Origin of the sequence: Microbacterium aquilitoris (genome assembly GCF_031932285.1) — a bacterium.
Lineage (GTDB): Bacteria > Actinomycetota > Actinomycetes > Actinomycetales > Microbacteriaceae > Microbacterium > Microbacterium aquilitoris.
Window position 1 is genome coordinate 623,776 of record NZ_JAUZVT010000001.1, and the last position, 24,489, is coordinate 648,264.

A 24,489-nucleotide genomic window follows, 5' to 3' on the forward strand; every position below is an offset into this window, starting at 1 on the left:
ACCGCATGAGGGAGCTCTCATGCGGACGGAGCCGATCTGAACGCCCTGATACCTTCAGCGGGATTCCGCCAGCAGGTCTACCCGACGTTCCCTGCCGGCGTCCCGACCTCCCCGCTCGAATCGAGACCTCATGTTCCGACGCTTCCACCCCACTAAAACTGGTGCCCTCCTCCTGGCTGTCCTCCTCGGCATCGGGGTCGCTGGTGGCCCTGGTGAGTCCGCCTCCGCTGCGACCGCGGTGTACGTCAAGGACGGCATGGCACGATCCGTCGCCTCCGGATGGGGGACCTCCGAGGTGGGTGGTTCCTGGACGACGGCGCCGGGATCCGTGGCATCCGTCCGCGACGGCCGCGGCTGGGTGTCGAGCCCGCAGCCCGGACGCACGTCGCGGGTCTCCCTTGCGGGCGCGATGCAAGACGTCGACTCCACCTTCTCGCTCGCGGTTCCGACCCTGCCGACATCGGGTACCGGGTTGTATCTGTCGCACGGCGTGCGCTCGACCGCCGGCGGCGCGTACATCGTGGGTGCCCGCATCATGGTCGGCGGCGTCGTGGAGCTGAGCCTCCAGAAACGAACCGGTGTCACCGTGGGTACTTTCGCGTCGGTGCGTCTGCCGGAGAGGATCCGGCAGGGGGGAACGGTCGATGTCCGGATCCAGGCGACCGGGTCGACGACGGTCGCCCTCATCGCCTCCGCCCGCGTCGCGGGCTCCGCGGACAGCGCCGCGCGGACGCTGAGGTACTCCGACTCGTCTGCGAAGCGCATCGCCGGCTCCGGTGGGACCGAGTTCTCGCTGTACACCTCGTCGTCGACCGCGCTGCTTCCGGTCGGAGTCGACGATCTCTCCATCGCGGCGCCCGGGGTCTCCGCGCCGCCCCCCGGGCCGGCACCTGCACCGGGCCCGGCGCCCGCTCCTGGACCCGCACCCGGAGTCGGACAGGTGGTCACCGGTGCCCGGGCGGCTGCCGGGGCCAGCGCCCCGGGCTCGGTCGCCTACAAGGTCCCGTCGAACGCGATCATCGTTTCGCCCGGTGGTAACGACTCGGCAGCGGGTACGGTCGCGGCGCCGGTCCGGACGATCACGGCCGCCCTGCGGAAGGTCCCCAACGGGGGGACCATCGCCCTTCGCGGCGGGGTTTATCACGAGAGCGTCATCGTCGCGCCCCAGAAGCGCGTCACACTTCAGCCCTACGGCTCCGAAGCAGTCTGGCTGGACGGCGCGGAGCCGGTGTCAGGCTTCCGCGCATCCGGCAACGCGTGGGTCCGTCCCGGATGGACCCAGCAGCTGGATGCCAGTCCGACGTTCGTTCGAGGAGCGTCGGACGGTTCGGCCGAGGGATGGAGATTCGTCGACCCCGCATATCCGATGGCAGCCCATCCCGATCAACTGTGGATCGACGGTCAGCAGCTCACACAGGTGTCCTCGCGGTCTCAGGTGGCACCGGGGCGCTTCTTCGTCGACGCGGCGGCGGATCAGCTCGTCGTGGGGTCGGACCCGAATGGGAGGCGAGTGGAAGCGAGCACACTCGTCAGCGCTCTTTCCGTCCGTTCCGAAGGTTCGGTCGTGCGGGGCATCGGCGTGCGCAGGTATGCCACGAGCGTTCCGGACATGGGCACCGTCATCATCGCGGCCAAGGGCGTCACGCTCTCCAATGTCACGATCCGGGACAACTCGACCACCGGGCTCTACACCTGGGCCAAGGACACCACCCTCTCGAAGGTGTCCCTCATGGGCAACGGACTCCTCGGCGCGGGCGCAGCCCACGCCGACGGGCTCGAGATCCGCGGAATGCTGTCGTCCGGGAACAACAGGGAGCGCTTCAACAGGGCGCCCGTCTCGGGTGCGCTGAAGATCCACAGCTCCTCTGGCGTCACGGTGGCCGACAGCGTGTTCGCGGACAACTACGGACAGGGTCCGTGGTTCGACGAGTCGAACAACGGCGTGGTCTTCACCGGCAACGACAGCCTCCGCAATACGGGGAACGGTCTCGTGTTCGAGCTCTCCGAGCGTGCTGTCATTGCGGACAACGTCGTGGCCGACAACGGGATCAACGGGATCTACATCGTGAACGCGGGTTCCGCGTCGATCTGGAACAACACCGCGGTGGGCAACGAACGGAACATCGCCGTCACCCAGGACTCGCGTCGCTCGAAGAACCCGACCATCCCGTGGATGAGCAAGAACATCGTGATCGCCAACAACGTCTCCGCTGACCCGGAGGGAACGTGTCTCGTCTGCATCGACGACTTCTCGCGGGTGCTCACCGGTGCGCAGATGGTGACGCGGGCCGAAGGCAATGTGTATCACCGCACCTCCCCGTCCGCACCGCGGTCATTCGCGATCTACGCCCAGGGTGCCTCAGGATCGTCGAGGTCCTTCGGAACGCTCAGTGACTTCGTCGCGGCGACGGGCCGTGAGAAGCGGTCGGTCCTTCTCGAGCAGACATCGTCACCGGTGAACGCCGACTACTCGCTCCGTTCCATCTCCCCGGAACGACAGAGCACCATCGCAGTTCCCGTGCCCGATCAGATTGCGGATGTCTCCGGTCTGGCGTCCGGTGAAGTTCGGCTCGGCGCTCGGTTCCCCTGAACGGGATCGGCTCGCTCCTCCGATGTCGAGCGCGCCCGCCACAGCTGAAGCGAGCGGCGGGCGCGCTCGACACCGCGGACCCACACGAGTGAGGGCAGGTATCGGCGGCGGAAACGCCGGATGAACGCCTGCGCGGCGGGGGTGTCGGTGAAGAGTCCGAACGACACCCACTGGATCGCGATGAGTTCGAGCGCGGCGGCATCCGCCTTGGCGAGAGCTTGTCGGTGGACGGCGAAAACGGCGGCGCCGTCGCGAGCGTGCTCATCGATCGCCGACCGGACGCCCTCCTCCGACGCGGCCTTCGGCCACACCGTCGGCGACGGGATGGGAACCTCATCGCGCAGTTTGCGGAGACCCCGCCCTCGCGTCTCGTTCCACGCCGCATAGAGGAAGAACTCCAGCAGCTTGTGACGTTCGAACTCCTCGCCGAAGGGGAGACCCGACCGCTCTTCGAGATCGAGGATGAGCGCGCGAACTGCCGCGGTGTCGAAAACGAAGGGGGTCGCCGTCGGCGGGAATGACTCGACTGCCCTGTCGATCACGTCAGGGCCGGCGTGCACGTACTCCAGCGTCGCCACGAGGGAGGCTCGCAGCGGGTGCGACACGTAGGAATGCGAACGACCGTGGGCTCGACCGTCCGGACCGACGAATTCGGTAGCCGACGTCGGTCGGGTGAAGTGGTTCTTCGCGTCGAGCACGACGTAATGGTGTGTCTTCACCTGCGATGCGATGGCGAGCTTCGCGGCCTGTTGGCTGCGCCATCCGCCCGCAGCGCGAGGGTCGATGACGGCGGTCGTCCGGACGATGCGGACGCGGCCCTGCAATCGGCCGTAGGCGCGCAGCAGTCGTTTTCGCGTCCATCCGCCCATGCCGAGAACGCAGTTGTCGAGGATGAGGATCTCATCGACCTCTTTCGCGTCGAGGTGCAGCGACATCGAGCGCGCTTGAAGCTCGAGGAGGTGCGTCTCCGTCTCGAAGACGACGGTGACGAACGTCAGCGCGGAGCTCATTGCGATGATCCGACGAGCTCGGCCGCGCCGGCGAGCATGTGCTGGCCCCGCGCCTGCGCTTTGCGCGCCTGCGCGGTCAGCTCGGGATCGTCGACGGCGGCGAGGATGCGGCCGACGGCGTCATCCGACCTGCCGGCATCCACGACGTGAGGCCACTGCAACTCGCTCATGAGGGGAGCGAATTTCCGCGAGTAGGCCATGGCGATCGCCGGTGTGCCGGTGGACAGGGCGTTCAAGCACGCATGCATCCGCGCACCGATGACGACGCGAGCGCCGGCGATGAGTGCTCGTGCGTGGTCGAGGTCGCGAGGGATCACCAGGTCGAGACGTCCGTCGTACCGATCGCGCAGCTCGACGGCGAGCGGAACGTCGTTGTCCGCGTCGGCCGAATCGAGGACGTGCGGGAAGAGCGTCACCGCACGTCCACGATCCAGCAGCCCGTCGATCACGCCCTCAATCTGACGCCGGTACACATGAGGATCGCCGTGGTGAAGCGACCGCCAGAGCAGCCCGGACACATTCAGGAGGACGTCGTTCCCGGGCTCGGGGACGGGCTGGTCTATCCCGAATACGAGATCCGTGGTCGTCAGATCGACGGGGCGCCCGAGCGACGCCGACGCTCGGGCGCTCATCGGGTCGCGGGCGAGCACCAGTTTCGAGCGGTGCACATCCCTCCGTGCCAGCAGCCGGGAGCGACGCGACCCGAAGGGGCCGATGGTCTGCGGGGCGAGAATCGTCGGCACGTGACTGCGCGCCGCGAACTCATGGATGAGCGACATCGTGGTGTGTCGAGGCAGGCCGTAGATGTCCGAGAAGCTGTCGCCGGAACGGGTATCCCAGTAGAGATCGAATCCACCGAGCCAGTCGCGCATCCCCCGCCTGCCTGTCACCCATTCGCGGATCAGCCCCCGGGGCGACCAGGTGACGGCGTCGGGCTTCGTGCCGTAGTTCATGTAGGTGAACTCCGCCTCGGGCCAGATGCGCTGAAGCAGATCTTGCGACCCGCGCCCGAGAGCCCGTACCCCCAGGTTGGGTGAGGTCTCATCCGCCCAGGCGAGCAGTATCCGCATGGATTGTCCTTTCCGGTCGTCGCACCGCGGTGTCCTGCACCAGGGAGACGCGAGGTCGATGTCAGAGGACGTCACTCGCGCGCCGCCGCGCGCGACGGCCGAGTCGGTGCATGGACTCGCGCCCTGCGAGGCGCTTGGCGAGGTCTTCGTACGCGCTCGTCACGTCATCCCAGTGGAAAGCGAGGGCCGCTCGATTCTTCGCGGGGCCTGCGAGCCTCGCAACGAGCGCCGGATCGCGGTCGAGCGCATCGATGCGACGCGTCAGCTCGGCGGCATCCGCGAAGAACAGGCCGTGCTCGTCGAGGGTCTCGTGGTTGAAGCCGACGTCGTAGGCGAGCACGGCGGTGCCCGCACCCATGGCGCGCAGGAGCGAGGGGTTCGTCCCGCCGACCGAGTGCCCGTGCACGTACGACGTCGCGTGGAAGTACAGCGCGTCGAGCAGGTCCTGGTCGTACACGCCGCCCAGGAATCGGATGCGGGGGTCGTCGCCGGCCGCGGCGCGGATGCGCTGCGTGTACTCGGCGGCGTACGGCGCCGAGCCGACCACGACGAGCGGAGTGGTCGCAGAGCTGGCCCGATAGCCGGCCACGATCTCGAGCACATGGTTCTCGGGCTCGAACCGCGCGACGACCAGGTGGTACCCGCCGGGGGTGAGATCGAGGGCGCGGATGCCGTCGGTCGGTGCATCGTCCAGGATGGGCGCTCCGTAGCGGATCAGCTCCGTCGGGACCCCGAACTCGCGGTCGTAGTACTCGCCGATGCCGGGGGCGTCCGCGATGAGGGCGTCGGCCGTCCGCACGCCGAACTCCTCGGCCCAGCGGTAGTAGGCCTTGCCGCGCCGGCCCCACTTCGAGCGCTTCCATTCGAGACCGTCCATGTGGAGGGCGGTCGGGATGCCGCGGGCACGCAGGACCGGGAGGAACGGCGAGTTCGCGGCGTTGAACACGAAGGCCGCATCCGTCCGCCGGCCGAACACGGCGTGCACGGCAGAGAGCCCGGTGTGGCTGAGTGTCTCGAGCTGCTTCACGGAGACGGCCGGAAGGTGGACGACCCTCATGCCGAGGTACTCCGAGGTCCGGGTGCTCGCGCCCCGTGAGTAGACCGTGATCTCGTGGCCGCGTTCTACGAGGCGACGACCGATCTCCTCGACCGCCGTCTCGAAGCCGCCGTAGCAGGCCGGCACCCCCCGGGTGCCGATCATCGCGATGTGCAGCGTCCGCGTCTCGAGCGTCCGCGTCCGGTGCCGACCGCGGTCGGCGTCGGTGTCGACCGGGCGCGGGATTTCGATGACCATCAGTACGCTCCCTCGGGGGTGACCATGACTTTGGCGGTTCGCCACATCAGGACGAGATCCGTCATGACGGTCCAGTTCTCGACGTAGCGAAGGTCGAGGCGGACGCTCTCCTCCCAGGAGAGGTCGCTCCGTCCGCCGACCTGCCACGGTCCGGTGATGCCGGGCTTGATGTAGAGACGGCGGAAGACGGTGCCGTCGTAGGCGGTGACCTCGGCAGGCAGCGGCGGACGCGGGCCGACGACGCTCATGTCGCCGCGCAGGACGTTCCAGAACTGCGGCACCTCGTCGAGCGAGAACCTCCGGAGGATCTGGCCGACGCGGGTGACCCGAGGGTCCTGCTTCAGTTTGAAGAGCGGGCCCGAGCCCTCGTTGCGGGCGAGCAGTGCGGCGAGCTCGGACTCGGCATCCACCCGCATCGTCCGGAACTTCAGCATCGCGAACTCGTGCCCGTCTCGGCCGACGCGCGCCTGGCGGAAGAAGACCGGGCCGCCGTCGTTCGTCTTGATGGCCAGAGCGATGACCGCCGCCACCGGCGCGAAGGCGAGGAGGGCGGTGGCCGACACCAGGATGTCCAGCGCCCGCTTGACGTAGAAGGAAGCCCCCTCGAAGGTCGGGATCTTCACGTGGATGAGCGGCATCCCCTCGACCGGCCGGAGCGACATCCGCGGTCCTGCCACGTCGGCGAGCCGGCTCGAGATGACGAGCTCGGCAGCGGTGCCCTCCAGCGACCAGGAGAGGCGCTTCACATACGTGGGATCGCCTGCCGGCTGGCTCGCGACGACGATCGTGTCGCTTTCGTAGATCTCCGCCGCGCGGAGGACGGCGTCCTCGCCGTGCATCGCCGGGTAGTCGACACCGTCGACGCTCACGCGCTCGCCGGTGCCCTCGAGGAGCGCGACCCCGACGACGAGGTAGCCGAGCTGGCCCGCGGGCCCGAGGGTGCGGATCGCGTACTCGACGTCATCCCGCGACCCGACGACGACGGTGCGCGAGGCGAACCTGCCCTCGGCGCGCTGCGCGACGAGCCACCGCCGCCATGCCCATCGCGAGAGCAGGAGCGCGAGTGTCCCGAGGGGGAGAGCGGTGAACAGCTGCGCCCGGATCCCGCCCCATTCGAAGACGACGAACATGATCGCGAGCAGTCCGAACGCGAGCCCGGTCGCGTGAGCGACGCGGGCGTACTCCACCGAGCCCGAGCCGACGACGCTCGCCGACCGGGTGTTGAAGAGCATCAGCGCGACGAGCCAGAGCGTGCCGGTCGCGAGCGCGATCGCGACCGCGCTGTACGGGACCGGCGCGACGGCGCCCGACGCCGTCACGCGGACGGTCGCGAACGCACAGGCCACCGCGACGATCGCCGTGTCGCTGGTTCGCAGCCGCACGCGGAAGCGACGCTCCCACTGCTGACGGCTGACCAGCGCGGCGGATGCCCGCGGCGCTTCGCCGGCCCACGTGCGCACGGTCGTCAGCGGGCTCAGCCCTGGCAGCGACAGGCCGGGCGAGATGCCCTCGACCGCGCTCATCGTGCGTCCCCACACACATCGGACGGTGTCCGCATCATGCCCCCAAGCAATGTGCGATCACTGCACCCGCCCCCAAGGCGGATGCATAGTTCCCCAATGAGCTTCGCGGTCCCCCAAGAACCTCCGCGCGACCCCCCGGCCGCGCGATCCACTCGAGGGCAACTGTAGCGTGCGACGAACGGTCGTGCGAGCGCGGGGCGTTAACTCGATGTAAACCGACGCGTCATGTCGTCAGAGGCCCCGCGCCTGCGATCCCCGACTGCGTCGCCGGGCGATCCGGCTCAGGCGCCGAAGGCGCGGGCGAGCGTCACGAGGAGCGGGCCGATGCGGCCGTCGATCCGGAACCGGGCGAAGCCCTCCGACACCGCGCGTCCCGTGCGCGAGGTCACGAACCACGGCGGCTTCGGCAGCACCGAGAAGCGCCCGCGGCCGAGGGAGCGGGGGAACGGCCGGAACGGCCCGCGGACGACGCTCCGCTCGACCTCGTCCAGCAGGAGTGCGTTGTGGACGATCCCGATGCCGCTTGGCGCGTCGTCGACGGTGCCGCCCGGGAACGCGCCCCACGTCGCCGTGGGGGTGAGGAACCCGAACGCCGTCCACGCGTTGATGGCGACCGTGCCGTAGCGCAGGCGAGCCATCGCCTCGTCGAACGGGGAGCCGAGCCGGTGCTGGGTGACGGGGTCGACGAGGACGTTCGCGCCGAGGGTTCCGGTGAGTCGTTCGTTCGCGTGCGCGACGGCGGCATCGACGAAGGCGGCGCCGGTGCCGGGCAGGTCGACGATCCCGAGGACCGGGGCGAAGTACTCGGTCGTCTCGATCTCACCGTCGCCCACCGCGATCGCCCGCGTGCCGTCGGCGAACCACTCGGCGTCGGGGTAGACCTCGCGCACGTGCTCGAGCCGCGCCGCCGCGTTCGGGTACCAGACGGGCCGCTTCGGCGTCCGCGCGAAGGCGCGGCGCAGCTCGAGCTCGAAGTCCTCGCGCTGATCCCAGTCGCGGCTGAGGAGCACGACCTGACCGGCGATGCAGTTGTGCCCGCTGTTGTGCAGCCGCATCGTGGCGACGTGCTCAGCCTGGAACCGCAGGTCGGCCGCCGTCCAGCGCCCCGGCACGACGATGACCGGCGACACGCCGCCGAGCTCGGCGGTGATCGGCACGCGCAGGCGGTCGTCGCCGGAGCCGACGATGGCATGGAAGGTCGTCTCCGACCCGGTGATGTGGACGTGGTCGATCTCGGGATGCCGCGTCAGGTAGGCCCCGACGTCACCGCCTCCGCTCACGACCGCGGCGAACCCGGCCTCGATGAGCGGCGCGAACGCCCGCTCGAACACCGGCACGAGCGCATCCTGCGTGGGGTTCACCTTCAGCAGTGCGACGCGCCCCTCGGCGAGCAGTTCGTACAGCACGTCGAGGAAGGGGATCGATGTCACGTTCCCCGCGCCCAGGACCAGGCCGACCCCGCCGCTGCGGAGCGGATGCCGCGAGGCGAGGCCCGCGGCATCCCTCGCCTCGTGCGCGGTGACGCCCGGCTGCAACCAGACCTCGGTCGTGTAGCCCGAGAGGAGGATCCGGTCGGCGACGTTCAGCGGCGAGGTGTGGACGACGGTGCGACCGCCGGGCGCGGTGCCGGTGCGGACGCCGGCGAGCGGACTGCGCCCGCGGGCGAGCGCGTCGAGCGTCCCGATGTACGCGTCGAGCGCGACGATCGCGGCGTACGGGCCGGCGAGCCATTCCTCGCCCGCGAGCGGATGCCGCGGCTCGAGCCCTTTGCTCGCGGCGGCGATGCGCGCCCAATCATCGGCGGCGCCGGCGACGGCGGAGCGGATGCGCCGGAGCAGATCACGACGCCCGGCAGCGGTGAGTGCGGTCCACTCGCTCGAACCGGCGCGCAGCCGGGTGAGGGCGGAGTCGAGATCGATGCGGGCCTCGGGGGAGTGCTCGTGCGGCGTGGCCGGTGACGTCGTCGTCATCGTCGCTGTGCCGGTGGACTCAGATGAGCGACAGTTCGCGGAGCTTGGCCGCGACGTCGTCGTTGCTGGGCTCGACGTGATGCGTGGCGTCGGGGTACACGACGACCGGGATGTTGGTGCGTCCGGAGATCTCGCGTGCGATGTCGGCGGCGTCGGGCTCGGCCTCGAGGTCGACGTACCGGTAATCGACTCCGAGGCTGTCGAGCTGCGCCTTCGTGCGGCGGCAGTCGCGGCACCATTCGGCGCCGAACATCGTGATCTGAGTGGACGTGTCGGTCATCACTCCAGGGTACGCCCGCCCGCTGCTGCGGGCTCGGATTCCTGGGCCGCGACGGCACGTCCCGGCCGGCGCGGTGCGTAGACGACGAGTGCGTGGAAGACGAAGCGCAGGACGAAGGCGGCCACGAGCGTGAGAGCCGCGGCCAGCACGGCGGGGATGTGGGTGGCCTCGACGATGATCGACAGGACCGGGATGCGGATGATCGCTTCGAGGCCGTTGAAGGAGAACGACTTGAGGAACCGGGTGAGCATCCGCCCCGACTCGGACCGCATGTCGGCGAAGACGAGGTACTCGAGCAGCAGGAAGTTCGTGATGATCGTGATGACGCTCGCGACGATGGCCGCCGGCACGTAGTCCATCCCCAGCCGGATCAGACCCCACATGATGACGAGGTTCGCGATGGCGCCGAACCCGCCGACGAGGGCGAACGCCGACATCCGACCGAAGCGCAGCATGGCGAGCTGGGTCAGGAAGCGGACGCCCTGCGTGAAGGTCGCCTTCGAGGTGCCGGCGTGGCGTGAGGCGAAGTCGAACGGGACCTCGTCGACCCGCAGCTGACGTCGCGCGAGGACTTCGAGCAGGATCTTGAAGCCTCGCGGGCGGAGCGCGCCGACGTCGACCGCGTGGGTGTCGAGCAGGAAGAACCCGGTCATCGGGTCGGAGCAGTTCGCGAGCTTCCGCGGGAACATCGCCTTGGTCAGCGCGGTCGAGGCGCGAGAGACGGCGGTGCGGGTCGCATCGGCGAGGCCTTTCGACGTGCCCCCGGACGCATAGCGCGAGGCGACGACGACGTCGACGTCGCCTCGGTCGGCCCGCTCGATCAGTCGGGGGATGTCTTCGGGCGGATGCTGCAGGTCGCCGTCCATGACGAGGCACCAGCGCGAGGTGGCCGCCTGGAATCCCGCGACGACCGCGCCGCCGAGGCCGGCATCGGCGTTCTCCCGATGGATGAGGCGCACGGGGAACGGGGCGCCCTTCGCCGCGGCCGCGATGACCTGGGGGGTGTCGTCCGTCGAGTCGTCGACGAAGACGACCTCGAACACGCGCCCCTCGAGGCTCTCCCCGATGCGACGCAACAGCTCGTCGATGTTCGGACCCTCGTTGAAGGTCGGGACGATGATCGACAGATCCATGGCGGGGCTCGCGATGCTCGGCGGGCACGGGGACGTCTCAGCCTAGCCGGGACCGGGCGCACCGGACTGAGGATGTCCCCGGCGAACGACAGGGATCCGCTGACGGGGTCCCGGGCCGTCTGATAGACAGATCAGATGATCTGGGGGGATGCCGGTGCGCCGCGCACGCGTCGAGGCGCGAAGGCGGCCGTGATCGCGGCCGCGGTGGTGATGCTGTCGGCAGGATGCGTGTCGACGGTGGTGGAGCCCGCGGGAGAAGCCCGGCCGACGGTGGAGGCGCCGGTGGTCGCACCCGCGCCGGCGTCACCGACGGCCGAGCCGGCCCCGGCGTCGCCGACGGTGATCGCGACGCAGGCGTTCTCGGGCACCGGGCCCGGCCCCGTCGCCCTCGACGTGCCGGCCGGCACCCAGTCGGTGCTCGTCCAGCTGACGTGCGACCCCGCGGAGCGATTCACGGCGGAGCTCGGCGATTCGATGATGCTCGGGCAGGCGCCGCAGTCCGGATCCTGCGATCCCGATCGCGTCCTCGCCTGGCCGTGGGAAGCCCGGTCGGCGCCGGAGCTCACGCTCGGCCTGGCCCCGGAGGCCGAGTGGGCGGCATCCGTCTCGTATTCATCGGCCCCGTTCCCGCAGGACGCCGCGCTCGCCGAGGAGTGCGAGCTGTTCTCGGGCGTCTACAGCCAGGTCACGAACGCCGACGAGGGCTACGGCTTCTACGCGGCCTTCGGCGCCGACGAGTGGAACCGCCGGGTGGATGCCGCGGCGGATGCGGCGGACACGCTCGCCGCGTCGTCGACGACCACTCTCGCGCCGTACCTGCGGTCGATCCACACGGTTCTCGCGGAGCGCTCGCCGATCCCCGGCGGGATGACCGAGGTGCAGGAGTTCTGGGACGCCCAGAATCCGATCGCCGGGATCTGCGCGGTGAACCACAGCGAGGTGTACGTCCTCGCCGAATTCGGCGGCTGAGCACTCAGCCCACGGAGTCGCGCCACGAGTGCTGCGGCCGGTAACCGAGCACCCGCTGCGCCTTCGCGGTCGAGAACAGCGAGTCGTTGACCCCGAGGTCGCCGCGGAGCTCGACGCCGGGGAACACCTCGGCGACCAGCTCGTCGTTCGGGCGGCTCATGACGGTGTCGGCCGCCGCGATGAGGAAGTGGTCGAAGCCGGGGCCGGCGACGTCGAGCGCGCGTTCGATGGCCTGCGATCCGTCGCGGGCGTCGATGTAGCTCCACAGATTCCACTTGCGCTGCCGCGCGTCGGCGTCGAACGAGGGGAACTCCGCGTAGTCCTCGGGCCACATGACGTTCGAGAACCGGAGGGCTGTGATGGATGCCGCCGGGTACCACCGCGTCAGCTCGATCGCCATCTGCTCCTCGAGGTGCTTCACGAGGGAGTAGACCGATTCGGGACGCGCCGGGTAGGCCTCGTCGACGGGGATGTAGGGCGGCGGTGTCTCGAACGGCAGTCCCTGAACCGTCTCGCTCGAGGCGTAGACGATCTTCGTGATGCCGAGACGGAGCGCCGCCCAGAACACGTTGAACGTGGTCGTGATGTTGTTGTGGAAGGTCGCGACATCGGGCCGGATGCCAGGGGCCGGGATCGCGGCGAGGTGGACGAGGGCGTCGATGCCGTTGTGCTGATCGCCGACGCCCGTCAGCGCGTCGACGACCTGTCCGTGGTCGGTGAGGTCGATCTGCACGAAGCCGGGGCCGCGGGTGCCGTGCTGGTCGAAGCCGATCACCTCGTGGCCGGCGGCGGTGAGTTCGCGGACGACGACGGACCCGAGTTTTCCGGACGAACCGGTGACGGCGATGCGCATCCCGTCAGCATGGCACGCGCGTCGGATAGCGAGGGCCGTCACCACCCGTGGGTGTTGAGCCATTCGCGACGACGGGATGCCTCGGCATCCGTCTCGTCCTCGTCCGAGCTCACGTGCTCCTCGAGCAGGCCGTCCTCGAGGGGGACGAAGCGGTGGCAGACGGGGCACAGGGCGCGGCCGTGCGGCCACCCGTCCGCGAGCGCGGCGGCGGGGGAGCCCGGCTTGCTGGACCCGGTGCAGCGGGACGGGTCGGCCGCGGCATCCGTCCACATGATCGTGCGGTGGCGGTGGAGGCCCGGGTGGTCGAGCGGGCGCGTGCAGCGGCGACCGGCGTTGCGACTGCGGCAGAAGCGGACGACGTCGCTCATCAGTTGATGATCTCGCCGCCGGACTCCTCGATCGCGGCGATGCGGCGCTTCCAGTCCGCGAGCGCCTCGGGGCTGAGGCGCGGCCAGCCCGCCTCCTCGCCGACGACGCGGAGCGGATCGGTGCTGCGATACGAGCGCGTGGGGTTGCCGGGGAACTTCTTGTCGGTCACGTTCGGGTCGTCCTCGAACGGGCCGGTCGGCTCGACGCGGTAGACCCGCGGCTCACCGTCGCCCGCCGCGAGCTCGGCGGCGAGGCCGGCGCCGTCGCGCTGCGCGGTGAAGTAGATGTGGTTCATCACGATCGACGGCCGGTAGTTCGAGCGTCGCCCCGCCGTGAGCAGATCGCCGACGTCGAGGTCGGCTTTCGTGCCGTGGAAGAAGGGTCCGGGCTCGTCGGCTGCGCTCACCGCGCCAGGGTAGCGCGGTGTATCAGGCGTCGGAACGGGGCATCGGCGCGAGGCGCGTGAGCTGCGTGACGTGCCGCGGCTCGAGCTCGGCGATCGAGGCGACGCCGAGCAGCTTCATGGTTCGCTCGATCTCGCTGCGGAGGATCTCGATCGTCTTGTCGACGCCCGCCCGCCCGCCGGCCATGAGGCCGTAGAGATAGGCGCGGCCGATGAGGGTGAACTTCGCCCCGAGCGCCATCGCGGCGACGATGTCGGCGCCGTTCATGATGCCGGTGTCGACCATGATGGTCGCGTCCTTGCCGACCTCGCGCACCACGGTGGGCAGCAGGTGGAAGGGGATCGGCGCGCGGTCGAGCTGGCGCCCGCCGTGGTTCGACAGGATGATGCCGTCGACGCCGTGGTCGATGAGGCGCTTCGCGTCGGCGACGTTCTGCACGCCCTTGATGACGATCTTGCCGGGCCAGATGCCGCGGATGATCTCGAGGTCCTCGTAGCTGATCGTCGGGTCCATGGCCGCGTTCAGCAGGTCGCCGACGGTGCCGCCGGTGGCTGAGAGCGACGCGAACTCGAGCTTCGGAGTGGTGAGGAAGTCGATCCACCACCACGGCCGCGGGATCGCATTGACGATAGTGCCGAGGGTCAGCTGCGGCGGGATCGAGAAACCGTTGCGCTTGTCGCGCAGGCGTGCGCCGGCGACGGGGGTGTCGACGGTGAACTGCAGGGTGTCGAACCCGGCCTCGGCCGCGCGCTTCGCGAGGCCGTAGGAGATCTCGCGCTCGCGCATCACGTAGAGCTGGAACCAGTTGCGTCCGTGCGGGTTCGCCGCCTTCACGCCCTCGATCGAGGTCGTGCCGAGGGTCGACAGGGTGAACGGGATGCCGGCGGCCCCCGCCGCTCCCGCGCCCGCGACCTCGCCCTCGGTCTGCATGAGCCGGGTGAACCCGGTCGGCGCGATGCCGAAGGGGAGCGCGGACGGTCCGCCGAGGATCTCGACGGACGTGTCGACGTTCTCGGCGGGCCGGAGGACGTCGGGGTGGAACTCGACGTCTTCGAACGCCTGGCGCGCGCGGGCGAGCGAGGTCTCGCCCTCCGCGGCCCCGTCCGTGTAGTCGAAGGCGGCCTTGGGGGTGCGTCGCTTCGCGATCGTGCGGAGGTCCGCGATCGTGAACGCGGCATCCAGCCGTCGCTTCGTGCCGTTCAGCTCGGGCTTCTTGAACTGCATGAGCTCGAGCAGCTCGACCGGCTTCGGGAATTGACGCTGCACCATGGCAACCATCCTCCTCTGGAGTGATCCGACGCGGGCCGGGATTAACGCAGGAACGCGGCGGCGACGCCGGAGTCGACGGGGATGTGGAGCCCGGTCGTGCGTGAGAGTTCCGGTCCGGTCAGCACGTAGACGGCGTCGGCGACGTTCTCGGGGACGACCTCGCGCTTGAGGATCGTGCGGTTCGCGTAGAACTGGCCGAGGTCCTTCTCCTCGACGCCGTACGTGGCGGCGCGGTTGGCGCCCCAGCCGGCGGCGAAGATGCCCGACCCGCGGACGACGCCGTCGGGGTTGATGCCGTTGACGCGCACGCCGTGCTCGCCGAGCTCGACGGCCAGCAGACGCACCTGGTGGGCCTGGTCGGCCTTCGTCGCCGAGTAGGCGATGTTGTTCGGGCCGGCGAAGACGGAGTTCTTCGACGAGATGTAGATCACGTCGCCGCCCATCTTCTGCTCGATGAGCGCCTTCGCGGCGGCCTTCGCGACGAGGAACGAGCCCTTCGCCATGACATCGTGCTGCAGGTCCCAGTCCTTCTCGGTGGTCTCGAGCAGCGGCTTCGACAGCGACAGGCCCGCGTTGTTGACGACGAGGTCGACACCGCCGAAGGCGAGGACGGTCGCATCGATCGCGGCCTGCACACCCGCGGCATCCGCCACGTTCGCGGCCACGCCGATGGCGACGTCCGTGCCGCCGAGCTCGGCGGCTGCGGCCTGTGCCTTCTCGAGGTCGAGGTCGGCGACGACGACGCACGCGCCTTCTGCGGCGAGGCGGGTGGCGATGGCCTTGCCGATGCCGGATGCCGCGCCCGTGACGAACGCGATGCGCCCCTGATGCGTCTTGGGCTTCGGCATCCGCTGCAGCTTCGCCTCTTCGAGTGCCCAGTACTCGATGCGGAACTTCTCGGCGTCCGAGATGGGGGAGTAGGTCGAGAGGGCCTCGGCGCCGCGCATGACGTTGATCGCGTTGACGTAGAACTCGCCGGCGACGCGGGCGGTCTGCTTGTTCGCTCCGTAGCTGAACATGCCGACGCCGGGGATGAGGACGATGAGCGGGTCGGCGCCGCGGATCGCGGGGGAGTCCGCCGTTGCGTGCGCGTCGTAATAGGCCTGGTAGTCGGCGCGATAGGCCGCGTGCAGTTCCCGAAGGCGCGCGATCGAGTCCTCGACGGACGCGGATGCCGGCAGGTCGAGGATGAGCGGCTTGACCTTCGTGCGCAGGAAGTGGTCAGGGCAGCTCGTGCCGAGTTCCGCGAGCGCGGGAGCCTTCTCGGAGGCGAGGAAGTCGAGGACGACGTCGCTGTCGGTGTAGTCGCCGACCATCGGCTTGTCCGTCGACGCGAGCCCGCGGATCGTCGGGGCGAGCGCCGCGGCCTTCGCGTGACGCTCTTCCTCCGACAGCGCCTCGAAGCCGGAGCGGATGCCGCCGAAGGGCTGCGCCGCACCGTGGGCGTCGATGTGCGCCTGGGCGGTCTCGATGATCCAAAGGCTGTTGCGCTCGGTCTCCTCGGACGTGTCGCCCCAGGCGGTGATGCCGTGTCCGCCGAGGATGCAGCCGATCGCGTCGGGGTTCTCCGCCTTGATCGCCGCGATGTCGAGTCCGAGCTGGAAGCCGGGACGGCGCCACGGCACCCAGGCGACCTTCTCGCCGAAGATCTCGGTGGTGAGCTTCTCGCCGTCGGCGGACGTGGCGATGGCGATGCCGGCGTCGGGATGCAGGTGGTCGACGTGGGCGGCATCCACCAGTCCGTGCATGGCGGTGTCGATCGAGGGAGCCGCCCCGCCCTTGCCGTGAAGGCAGTAATCGAAGGCGGCGACCATCTCGTCCTCGCGCTCGACGCCGGGGTAGACGTCGACGAGGGCGCGCATGCGGTCGAGGCGGAGGACGGCGAGCCCTTCGGGCTTCAGGGTGCCGAGGTCGCCGCCGGAGCCCTTGACCCACAGGAGCTCGACGGGCTCGCCGGTGACGGGGTCGGTGTCGGTGCCCTTGGCGGAGGTGTTTCCGCCCGCGTAGTTGGTGACCTTGGGGTCGGATCCGAGGCGGTTGCTGCGCGCGATGAGTTCGGCGGCGGCCGTGGGCGTGGGGGACATCGACTCTCCTGCGAGGCTCAGGCGTGAAAGATCTTGTGAAACCTTTCACAATCTAACAGGCTCAGCGGATGTCGACCAGCCCCCGAAAGGCGGAGAGCCGCTCGTCGGCGGGGTCGAGCTCGGTCACGAGCAGGTCGACGTCGGTCCAGGCGAGGGCGCGCGCGACGGCGAGTCGCTCGAGTTTCGACGAGTCCGCGAGCACGACGGTCTCGTCGGCGTGTGTCGAGAGGACGCGCTTGACCTCGGCTTCTTCGAGGGTCGTCTCGCTCGTGCCGAACGCCGGGTCGAGGGCGGCGGCGCTCGTGAAGAAGCGGTCGTAGTGGAACCGGCTCGCGCTCTCGCACGCCTGCGCGCCGACGAAGCTCCCGGTGCGGGGTTCGAGGCGGCCGCCGAGGAGGATCGCGTCGACGCCGGGGCGCCCCTGCGCTGCGCGGAGGTTGTCGTACGAGTTCGTGACGACGAGGAGCTCGTCGCCGTCGTCGAGGGTCGAGATGAGTGCGCCGACGGTGGAGGAGGCATCCATCGCCGCGGCACCGCCGTGGGGGAGCAGGTCGTGCGCTTTGCGGGCGATCTCGGCCTTCGCGCCGCCGCGCGCGGCGATCCGGGCTGTGAAGTCCTGCGGGACGATGGCGGCGACCGCGCCGCCGCGGACCCGCCGCGCGAGCCCTTCGCGGACGAGGTCGTCGAGGTCGCGCCGGACGGTCATCGCCGAGACGCCGAGCGCCTCGGCGGCCGGCTCGAGTCGGACGCTGCCGGACTCGGCGAGCATCTCGAGGAGGAGCGACCGCCGTTCGGCGCTGAGCAACTGCGGCATGCGATCAGGGTAACCGGGTGCCGCGGCGACCTTAGGCTCGAATGGTGAGCGAGCGTCCGGGGGTCATGTGCCCCACCTGCGGGGATCCGCTGCGGTTCGAGATCCTCGACGACGAGCGGTTCACGGTCGCGTGGTCGTGCCTCAACTGCGGGCTCGTGCGCGTGACGGAGCCGCGCTGAAATCAGCGGCGGCGCTCGGCGACGATCGCCGCGACGGGTCGCGCTCCGCGCTCGGCTCGGCGGTGGACGGCGACGACGTCGAAGCCCGCACTCTCGAGAATGCGCTGCAGGTCGTCTGCGTTCCATCGGAACGCGCGCAGGACGGCGTGGTCGAACGCCTCCGTCTCGTCCGCGTCGAAACAGCCGAGCAGCAGCGATCCACCCGGACGCAGCACGCGCGCGAACTCGGCGAGCGGAACCGCGATCGTCGACGGCTCGTGGTGGATCGTCGAGAACCAGGCGAGGATGCCGCCGAGCGCGGCATCCGCCTCATCGATCGACTCGATGCTCTCGACGTCGAACCGGATGCCCGGGTGGGCCGCGCGGGCGTGGTCGATGAACTCCGGCACGAGATCGATCCCGCGGATGTCGGAGCCCCGCTCGGCGAGGTGCTGCGTCCAGTGCCCCGGCCCGCAGCCCGCGTCGATGAGCCGACCGGATGCCGCGGCTCCCCACGTCTCGATGAGGTCGCGATCCGCGTGGTGCATCGCGCTCACCGATCCCAGCGCGTCCGCGTACTCCGTCGCCCGGCGGGAGTACGCGGCGGTCGTGCGAGTCATCCTGCGAGGCTATCGAGGCCGCCCGCGTGAGACGATCCCGGGGTGAAGATCACCCAGGTGCGTAATGCCACGCTGCTGCTCGAGGTCGGGGGCATCCGCATCCTCGTCGATCCCATGCTGGGTGCGCGGGGCTCGCAGCCCGGCTTCGCCAGTGAGCGCCGCAATCCGCTGGTGGACCTCGTCGTCCCGCTCGCGGATCTGCTGGCGCCAGACATCGTGGTGGTGACGCACACGCATTCCGATCATTGGGATGCCGCGGCCGCCGCGCTCCTGCCGCGTGAGGTTCCCGTTCTCGTCCAGCACGCCGAGGACGCCGCGGTGATTGGTGATGCCGGCTTCACTCAGGTGATCGTCCTCGACGAGCAGACGACACTGGGCGGCGTGACCTTCACGCGCACGGGCGGGCAGCACGGCTCCGACGCGACGCTCGCCGCGGCCCCGCGACTGGGAGAGGTCATGGGGGTGGTCATCGCGCATTCCGCGGAGCCGACCCTCTACGTCGCCGGCGACACCGTCTATCACCCGGCCGTCGAGGCGGCGCTCGCCGCCCACCGGCCGGACGTCGTCGTCCTGAACACGGGCGAAGCCGTGCTCCCCGGCCTGGACCCGATCCTCATGGGCGCCGAGGACGTCGTACGGGTGCACGGCCTCGCCCCCGACGCCCGCATCGTCGCCGTCCACATGGAGGCGCTCGACCACTGCACCGTGACCCGCGCCGATGTGCTCGCGACGGCAGAGGCGCAGGGGATCACCGCGGCCGTCCACGTCCCCCAGGACGGGCAGACGCTGACGTTCTGACGGCCAGCGTCGTGACGTTTGTCATGGCGGGTGGTGACGCTCCGGCACTGTCGTGACGCGGCCGAAGCGCCTCTGATGGAGGCATGTCCCGACACACCCCCGCCCCGACGCGATCCGCATGACGCCCTCGGACTCGTGGCGTCAGCGGTGGGCGGAGCGCCGCAGTCGGCCCGGGGACGGCCGTCCGCTGCAGCCCTACCGGTGGTGGCAGGCGCTCAGCAGGTCGATGTTCGCCATCACCCTGCCGTCGCCCGAGGGGACGGCATCCACCTTCACCGTCGACGTGCACCACTGGGGCGACCGGGACGACGGCGAGGTGCGTGCGCGGTTGTATCGGGACGGCGCCCAGTCCGCCGTCTCGCGACTGCCCGCGAGGTTCCGGGTACCGGGTGGGCACATCGAGGTCGCGACGACCTCGTACGGTCTCCGGCGCTGCCAGTTCGTCTCCGAGGGCGGCGATGAACGTCAGCTCAGCCCGCACCCCGGTTCGGGGGAGGGGCGACGCGCGCGCCTGCACCGGCGGCATCCGATTCTCAGTCACGCCATCGGCGTCGTCACGTTCGCGACCGTCCTCTTGGGCGTCTGCGTCGCCGTGCCCCAGCTGATCGAGACGATCTCGCACACCGAGCTGATCGCCGACTCGTTCGGCACGTTCACCTCGCCGATCCGCTTGTCGGTCGGCGGGAATATCACGCTGGGCGTCGCCGTCGTGGTCGCCAGCACCGAGAGGGCGCTGCGTCTCAGATCGAACTGGCTCGACGAGCTCGCCGAGTGAGCCCGCGCTCGGGTTTCGACCGGGCCTGCGGGTCGCGCGCGCCGGGGTGAGCGGCGCGGGATACGTTCGATGGCGACGGGCTGCTGCAGCCCGGTCCCGGCGATGCCGACCGTCCCACCCGACGACGCTCCGGCTTCTGCCACTGACACGGATCGGTGGCCAGTTCGCTCAGTACTCGCGCGCCCTTCGTGCGGTCTTTCCTCGCTCGAAGGAGCACCCCCATGCACTCGTCGACCCCGCCTCGCGCAGCCTCGAACACCACGACCGCGAAGGTGGCGCGCATCAAGGCGTTCCGGTGGATTGCTCTGGCACTGGTCCTGCTGATCGCGATCATCGTCCTCTCGCCGATCACCTCCACCCTCGCGGTCGCCGTCGCGATCACCGCGGGAGTCTCGCTCGGCAAGAAGACCCCGACGTTCCTGCGGTTCAGGACGCCGGCCACCGCCACACGTGCGCTGATCATCTCCGTCGTCGTCGCGCTGCTGTCAGCCGGGATGGCGAACCTCGTCCTGCCGCGGGCGGACACGACGGTGGACGAGGCGCCCGTCGCGCTCGCTCCGGCTGCCGATGAGGCGGTCGCGGTGGGTGAAGATCAGCCGGAGTACCCGGCTCCGGCCGACACCGTCCCACCCGAGCCGGGTACGGCTCTGGCGGCTCTCGACGCCCTCGAGGTGAAGGGGCGTGCCCCCAAGACGGGCTACGACCGCGACGAGTTCGGACAGCGCTGGAAGGACATCGACCGCAACGGATGCGGGCAGCGCGACGACGTCCTCGCCCGCGACCTCGCTGGCGTGCAGAAGGACGGTCGATGCGTCGTGACCTCCGGCATCCTCGACGATCCGTTCACGGGCGAGCGCATCGCGTTCGAGCGCGGCGAGGACACCTCGTCGCTCGTACAGATCGACCACGTCGTTCCCCTGTCGGATGCCTGGCAGAAGGGCGCGCAGCAACTCACCGCGCACCAGCGCGAGACCCTGGGGAACGACCCGCTCAACCTTCTCGCCGTCGACGGTGCCGCGAACGCGCAGAAGAGCGACAGCGACGCCGCGACCTGGCTGCCGAAGAACACAGAGTTCCGCTGCTCGTACGTCGCGAGGCAGGTCTCGGTGAAGGTCGCGTACGAGCTGTGGGTCACGCAGGCGGAGCGCGACGCGATGGAGCGCATCCTGACGGGGTGCCCGACGGAGCAGCTGCGGACGTCGGACTACGCCGCGGACGCCATGGCGATTGCGGGAGAGCCCGCGGCGAAGCCCCGCCCGAGCATCGCGCCGGCGCCGAATCCGCAGCCCACGCATGAGTCGAAGCCCGCGCCGGCGCCGAAGCCTCAGCCGACGCAGGAGTCGAAGCCCGCCCCGCCGGCGAACGTGTACTTCAAGAACTGCACCGCGGCCCGCGAAGCAGGGGCCGCCCCCGTGCGCGTGGGCGATCCCGGCTACGCGAAGCACCTCGACCGGGACGGTGACGGCGTCGGCTGCGAGTAGCGACGGTCGATAGACGAGTCGGTGGCGACCACACTGGTCGCATGAATCCCCTGACGAGCGCCGTGCTCTTCGTCACCGTGTTCGCCGCCGGCTCGTACGTCCTCTACTGGATCATCCGCAAGGCTGTCGCGCACGGCATCCAGGAGGCGCGTCAGTCTGCCGAGAGCCAGCGGGTCGACGCGGGCTGAGCGTCCACGGCTCGTCCCCGGAAAAGGCGAAACCCCCGCGAATAGAAGCTTCGCGAGGGTTCCTAGAACCGTTGTAACGACGGTTCGTGTGGCTCCGACGGGCGTCGATCCCGTGACCTCACGATTTTCAGTCGTGCGCTCTACCAACTGAGCTACAGAGCCGCATGGCATCAGAAGTGCCATGTCCTAGACGAAAGGCCCGTGAATTCAACAGAAGCTGAAGACAAGGGCCTGTCGCTCGGAGCGACCCTGACGGGACTTGAACCCGCGACCTCCGCCGTGACAGGGCGGCACGCTAACCAACTGCGCTACAGGGCCATGCTTATTAAATTGTGGGAGTGACCCCAACGGGATTCGAACCCGTGCTACCGCCGTGAAAGGGCGGCGTCCTAGGCCGCTAAACGATGGGGCCGAGCGACCCCGGGGGGATCACGCTTACCGAGGGTCAAGCATATGCGATCCCTCGCGAATGTGCGAATCGAGGGCGCGCCCACCGTTCCGATGGGGGAATCGGGGGCAGGATGGCGGTGCCTCTCTCGGTCTCGACCTGTGACGAATGTGAACAGTGTTGCTACTGTGATGGGCGGATCAGCACGCCATCTGGCCGAGGGAAGGGTGTGTGCAGTGACCGACCTGCCCGAAGCGACCGGAGCCGACTGCGGCTGCGCGCCCACCGCCGAAGAGACGCGCTCGTTCTCGTCGCGCATCAGCCGCCGGAACGCGCTGGGCCTCGGCGTCCTCGGTGTGGCCGCGGCATCCACCGGTCTCGGCTTCGCCCTCCCGGCCTTCGCCGCCACGTCCTACCCCAGCTGGGATGACGTCCAGAAGGCGCGTCAGAACGAGGCGTCCAAGGGCACCGAGATCACCCGCATCCAGAACCTCATCTCGTCTCTCGAGAACGACGTCACCGTCAAGCAGGCCGAGGCCGAGCGCTTGGGCGCCGAATATCAGGACGCCCTGATCGCGTACGAAGACGCTGCAGCGCTTGCGGATCAGCGTCAGGCGCAGGCCGACGCCGAGGAGAAGCGCGCCAAGGCCGCCGCCGGCAAGCTCGGTGTGCTCGCCGCCGAGCAGTACCGCTCCGGCAAGGGTGATGCCACCCTCGAGCTCTTCTTCTCGGATTCCTCCGCGAGCGCCGACGACCTCCTCGGTCGCCTCGGCACGATGGATCGCCTCGTCGATGCCAACCGCGATGTCTATGCCGAAGCCGTCGGCGCGCGCGACAGCGCGAAGAGCCTCGCTGCGCAGGCGCAGGTCGCCCGCGACGAGCGTGACAAGCGCAAGGTGGAGGCCGAGCAGAAGATGCAGGCCGCTCAGGATGCCGCGCAGGCCGCACAGGCTGCTCTGGCCGCGCAGAACGAGCACCGCGAAGTGCTCGAGGCGCAGCTGCAGGCCCTGCAGGACACCACCGCGAAGACCGTCACCGCGTACAAAGCCGGCGTCGAGGCCGAGCGCAAGCGCCGTGAAGAAGCCGCCCGCAAGGCCCGCGAGGAGGCCGCTCGCCGAGCCCGCGAGGAGGAAGCGCGTCGTCTCGCGGAAGAGAAGCGTCGCCGCGAAGAAGAGGCCAAGAACAACAACAACGGCGGCGGATCCAGCGGCGGCGGATCGTCGTCGGGCGGCTCCTCCGGTGGCGGAAGCAGCAGCGGCGGCAGCGGTGGAGTCGTGCAGCCATCCGGTTGGGTGCGCCCCGCCCACGGCTACATCAGCTCCTGGTTCGGCGTCCGCGGCAGCATCTGCACGCCCAGCGGCTGCACGGCCAGCGGCCACCGCGGCATCGACTTCGCCAGCTCGTGCGGATCGCCCATCTACGCGGCTGCCTCCGGCACCGTCGTCTTCGCCGGCTACAGCGGCGGCTGGGGGAACTTCATCAAGGTGCGACACAGCGACGGCACCATCACCGGCTACGCGCACATCATCGACGGCGGCTACGCAGTCGGATACGGCGACTACGTCCGTGCCGGCCAGACGATCGCCTACATCGGCAGCACCGGCGCCTCCACGGGCTGCCACCTGCACTTCGAGGTCTACCGCGGCGGCATCCGCGTCGACCCGGCACCCTTCCTGCGCGCCCGCGGCATCAGCGTCTGACGCTCAGCGTCCCGAAACGACGAAGGTCGGATGCCGCGCGGCATCCGACCTTCTCGTTGTGAGCCTCAGAGGCTGTTGGGCGCCTCGCCCTCACCCTGCGTGCGGGTCTCGCCCTCGTGCTCGTCGAAGCGCGTGAAGGCCTCGGACACGAGACGCTCGGCCTCGGCCGCACCGGCCCACTCGTCGACCTTGACCCACTTGCCGGGCTCGAGGTCCTTATAGCGCTCGAAGAAGTGGCCGATCTCGCCCTTGGTCCACTCGTCGATGTCGTCGACGTCCTGGATGTGCGCCCAGCGCGGGTCCTTCGCGAGGACCGCGACGACCTTGTCGTCGCCGCCGGCCTCGTCGCTCATCTTGAGGACGGCGACGGGACGGACCTTGGCGAGCACGCCGGGGTAGATCTCGCGGTCGAGGAGGACGAGCACGTCGAGCGGGTCGCCGTCCTCGCCGAGCGTGTTCTCGAAGAAGCCGTAGTTCGCGGGGTACCCCATGGGGGTGAACAGAACGCGGTCGAGGAAGACGCGGCCCGTGCCGTGGTCGACCTCGTACTTCACGCGGCTGCCGCGCGGGATCTCGATGACGGCGTCGTACGCGCCCATACCTGTGCTCCTTTGAAAGTCCGGTGGGATGCGCCGACCAGCCTACTGGCGCGGCAGCGTGTGCCGTATTCAGTCCCCGCAGCCGCCGCACCCGCACGAAGCCCCGGAAAGACGCCGCGACCCCGCCCGCGGCGCGGCGCAGAGACTGAG

23 protein-coding genes and 3 tRNA genes are annotated in these 24,489 nt (G+C 69.8%); 8 read left to right on the top strand and 18 right to left on the bottom strand.

Annotation, left to right across the window (positions count from 1 at the left end; translation table 11 throughout):
- Nucleotides 1-130 precede the first annotated feature (130 nt).
- On the top strand, nt 131-2,590 hold the full coding sequence (locus Q9S78_RS03040) for a right-handed parallel beta-helix repeat-containing protein (RefSeq protein WP_311868812.1): 2,460 nt from the start codon (nt 131-133) through the stop codon (nt 2,588-2,590).
- On the opposite strand, the gene Q9S78_RS03045 is transcribed toward Q9S78_RS03040, so the two are convergent.
- The 7 genes from Q9S78_RS03045 to Q9S78_RS03075 all read right to left on the bottom strand — a co-directional run bounded on the left by Q9S78_RS03045 (nt 2,527) and on the right by Q9S78_RS03075 (nt 10,870).
- Entirely contained in the window at nt 2,527-3,600 is a 1,074-nt protein-coding gene (locus Q9S78_RS03045) for a DUF6492 family protein (protein WP_311868814.1), read from the bottom strand. The two genes, Q9S78_RS03040 and Q9S78_RS03045, sit on opposite strands and share 64 nt — an antisense overlap.
- Nucleotides 3,597-4,670 (bottom strand): polysaccharide pyruvyl transferase family protein, encoded by a 1,074-nt coding sequence (locus Q9S78_RS03050; protein WP_116227938.1) that lies wholly within the window; start codon nt 4,668-4,670, stop codon nt 3,597-3,599. The genes Q9S78_RS03045 and Q9S78_RS03050 overlap by 4 nt, the downstream gene beginning before the upstream one ends.
- A gap of 61 nt (nt 4,671-4,731) precedes the next feature.
- The gene (locus Q9S78_RS03055; RefSeq protein WP_116227939.1) at nt 4,732-5,964 is read right to left on the bottom strand and encodes a DUF1972 domain-containing protein; all 1,233 of its coding nucleotides are present in this window, start codon (nt 5,962-5,964) and stop codon (nt 4,732-4,734) included.
- On the bottom strand, nt 5,964-7,487 hold the full coding sequence (locus Q9S78_RS03060; protein ID WP_116227940.1) for a sugar transferase: 1,524 nt from the start codon (nt 7,485-7,487) through the stop codon (nt 5,964-5,966). The genes Q9S78_RS03055 and Q9S78_RS03060 overlap by 1 nt, the downstream gene beginning before the upstream one ends.
- A gap of 281 nt (nt 7,488-7,768) precedes the next feature.
- Entirely contained in the window at nt 7,769-9,457 is a 1,689-nt protein-coding gene (locus tag Q9S78_RS03065) for an aldehyde dehydrogenase family protein (RefSeq protein ID WP_116227941.1), read from the bottom strand.
- 19 nt (nt 9,458-9,476) lie between these two features.
- Entirely contained in the window at nt 9,477-9,737 is a 261-nt protein-coding gene (locus Q9S78_RS03070) for a glutaredoxin family protein (RefSeq protein ID WP_028497448.1), read from the bottom strand.
- Complete coding sequence (locus tag Q9S78_RS03075) at nt 9,737-10,870, bottom strand: glycosyltransferase (RefSeq protein WP_020097763.1); 1,134 nt, start codon at nt 10,868-10,870, stop codon at nt 9,737-9,739. Before Q9S78_RS03075 ends, Q9S78_RS03070 begins: the two co-directional genes overlap by 1 nt.
- 135 nt (nt 10,871-11,005) lie before the next feature.
- Here Q9S78_RS03075 and Q9S78_RS03080 point away from each other — a divergent pair, with 135 nt between their 5' ends.
- Nucleotides 11,006-11,839, top strand: a complete 834-nt coding sequence (locus tag Q9S78_RS03080; protein WP_311858661.1) for a hypothetical protein — start codon at nt 11,006-11,008, stop codon at nt 11,837-11,839.
- Between the two features lie 4 nt (nt 11,840-11,843).
- Here Q9S78_RS03080 and Q9S78_RS03085 read toward each other — a convergent pair whose 3' ends face one another.
- The 6 genes from Q9S78_RS03085 to Q9S78_RS03110 form a co-directional block, all read right to left on the bottom strand.
- Complete coding sequence (locus tag Q9S78_RS03085; RefSeq protein ID WP_116227944.1) at nt 11,844-12,692, bottom strand: NAD-dependent epimerase/dehydratase family protein; 849 nt, start codon at nt 12,690-12,692, stop codon at nt 11,844-11,846.
- A gap of 38 nt (nt 12,693-12,730) precedes the next feature.
- Entirely contained in the window at nt 12,731-13,060 is a 330-nt protein-coding gene (locus Q9S78_RS03090; protein ID WP_116227945.1) for a hypothetical protein, read from the bottom strand.
- A complete protein-coding gene (gene arr, locus Q9S78_RS03095) occupies nt 13,060-13,467 on the bottom strand; it encodes an NAD(+)--rifampin ADP-ribosyltransferase (protein WP_116227946.1) in 408 nt (135 codons plus the stop codon). Before arr ends, Q9S78_RS03090 begins: the two co-directional genes overlap by 1 nt.
- A 22-nt stretch (nt 13,468-13,489) precedes the next feature.
- Nucleotides 13,490-14,734, bottom strand: a complete 1,245-nt coding sequence (locus Q9S78_RS03100; RefSeq protein ID WP_116227947.1) for an alpha-hydroxy acid oxidase — start codon at nt 14,732-14,734, stop codon at nt 13,490-13,492.
- A 41-nt stretch (nt 14,735-14,775) separates the two neighbouring features.
- Complete coding sequence (locus Q9S78_RS03105) at nt 14,776-16,818, bottom strand: bifunctional aldolase/short-chain dehydrogenase (protein ID WP_311868816.1); 2,043 nt, start codon at nt 16,816-16,818, stop codon at nt 14,776-14,778.
- A 61-nt stretch (nt 16,819-16,879) separates the two neighbouring features.
- Nucleotides 16,880-17,632, bottom strand: coding sequence for a DeoR/GlpR family DNA-binding transcription regulator (locus Q9S78_RS03110; RefSeq protein ID WP_116227949.1), 753 nt, complete (start codon nt 17,630-17,632; stop codon nt 16,880-16,882).
- A 44-nt stretch (nt 17,633-17,676) separates the two neighbouring features.
- Between Q9S78_RS03110 and Q9S78_RS03115 the strand changes: the two genes are divergently transcribed.
- On the top strand, nt 17,677-17,811 hold the full coding sequence (locus Q9S78_RS03115) for a hypothetical protein (protein ID WP_256335408.1): 135 nt from the start codon (nt 17,677-17,679) through the stop codon (nt 17,809-17,811).
- 2 nt (nt 17,812-17,813) lie between these two features.
- Here Q9S78_RS03115 and Q9S78_RS03120 read toward each other — a convergent pair whose 3' ends face one another.
- A complete protein-coding gene (locus Q9S78_RS03120) occupies nt 17,814-18,410 on the bottom strand; it encodes a class I SAM-dependent methyltransferase (protein WP_116227950.1) in 597 nt (198 codons plus the stop codon).
- Between the two features lie 42 nt (nt 18,411-18,452).
- Here Q9S78_RS03120 and Q9S78_RS03125 point away from each other — a divergent pair, with 42 nt between their 5' ends.
- From Q9S78_RS03125 to Q9S78_RS03140, 4 genes are all read left to right on the top strand, one after another.
- Nucleotides 18,453-19,208, top strand: a complete 756-nt coding sequence (locus Q9S78_RS03125; protein ID WP_116227951.1) for an MBL fold metallo-hydrolase — start codon at nt 18,453-18,455, stop codon at nt 19,206-19,208.
- 118 nt (nt 19,209-19,326) lie between these two features.
- The gene (locus Q9S78_RS03130) at nt 19,327-19,983 is read left to right on the top strand and encodes a hypothetical protein (protein WP_116227952.1); all 657 of its coding nucleotides are present in this window, start codon (nt 19,327-19,329) and stop codon (nt 19,981-19,983) included.
- A 221-nt stretch (nt 19,984-20,204) separates the two neighbouring features.
- The gene (locus Q9S78_RS03135) at nt 20,205-21,464 is read left to right on the top strand and encodes a GmrSD restriction endonuclease domain-containing protein (protein ID WP_311868817.1); all 1,260 of its coding nucleotides are present in this window, start codon (nt 20,205-20,207) and stop codon (nt 21,462-21,464) included.
- Nucleotides 21,465-21,505: 41 nt separating this feature from the next.
- Nucleotides 21,506-21,652 (top strand): hypothetical protein, encoded by a 147-nt coding sequence (locus Q9S78_RS03140; RefSeq protein ID WP_311868818.1) that lies wholly within the window; start codon nt 21,506-21,508, stop codon nt 21,650-21,652.
- An 89-nt stretch (nt 21,653-21,741) separates the two neighbouring features.
- Here the strand turns inward: Q9S78_RS03140 and Q9S78_RS03145 are convergent.
- The 3 genes from Q9S78_RS03145 to Q9S78_RS03155 form a co-directional block, all read right to left on the bottom strand.
- Nucleotides 21,742-21,814: transfer RNA gene (locus Q9S78_RS03145), tRNA-Phe, on the bottom strand.
- A gap of 82 nt (nt 21,815-21,896) precedes the next feature.
- Nucleotides 21,897-21,970: transfer RNA gene (locus tag Q9S78_RS03150), tRNA-Asp, on the bottom strand.
- Nucleotides 21,971-21,991: 21 nt separating this feature from the next.
- Nucleotides 21,992-22,064: transfer RNA gene (locus Q9S78_RS03155), tRNA-Glu, on the bottom strand.
- A gap of 212 nt (nt 22,065-22,276) precedes the next feature.
- Between Q9S78_RS03155 and Q9S78_RS03160 the strand changes: the two genes are divergently transcribed.
- On the top strand, nt 22,277-23,740 hold the full coding sequence (locus Q9S78_RS03160) for a M23 family metallopeptidase (RefSeq protein WP_018185765.1): 1,464 nt from the start codon (nt 22,277-22,279) through the stop codon (nt 23,738-23,740).
- 65 nt (nt 23,741-23,805) lie between these two features.
- Here the strand turns inward: Q9S78_RS03160 and Q9S78_RS03165 are convergent, their stop codons facing one another.
- Nucleotides 23,806-24,339, bottom strand: coding sequence for an inorganic diphosphatase (locus tag Q9S78_RS03165; RefSeq protein WP_018185764.1), 534 nt, complete (start codon nt 24,337-24,339; stop codon nt 23,806-23,808).
- Nucleotides 24,340-24,489: the final 150 nt, after the last annotated feature.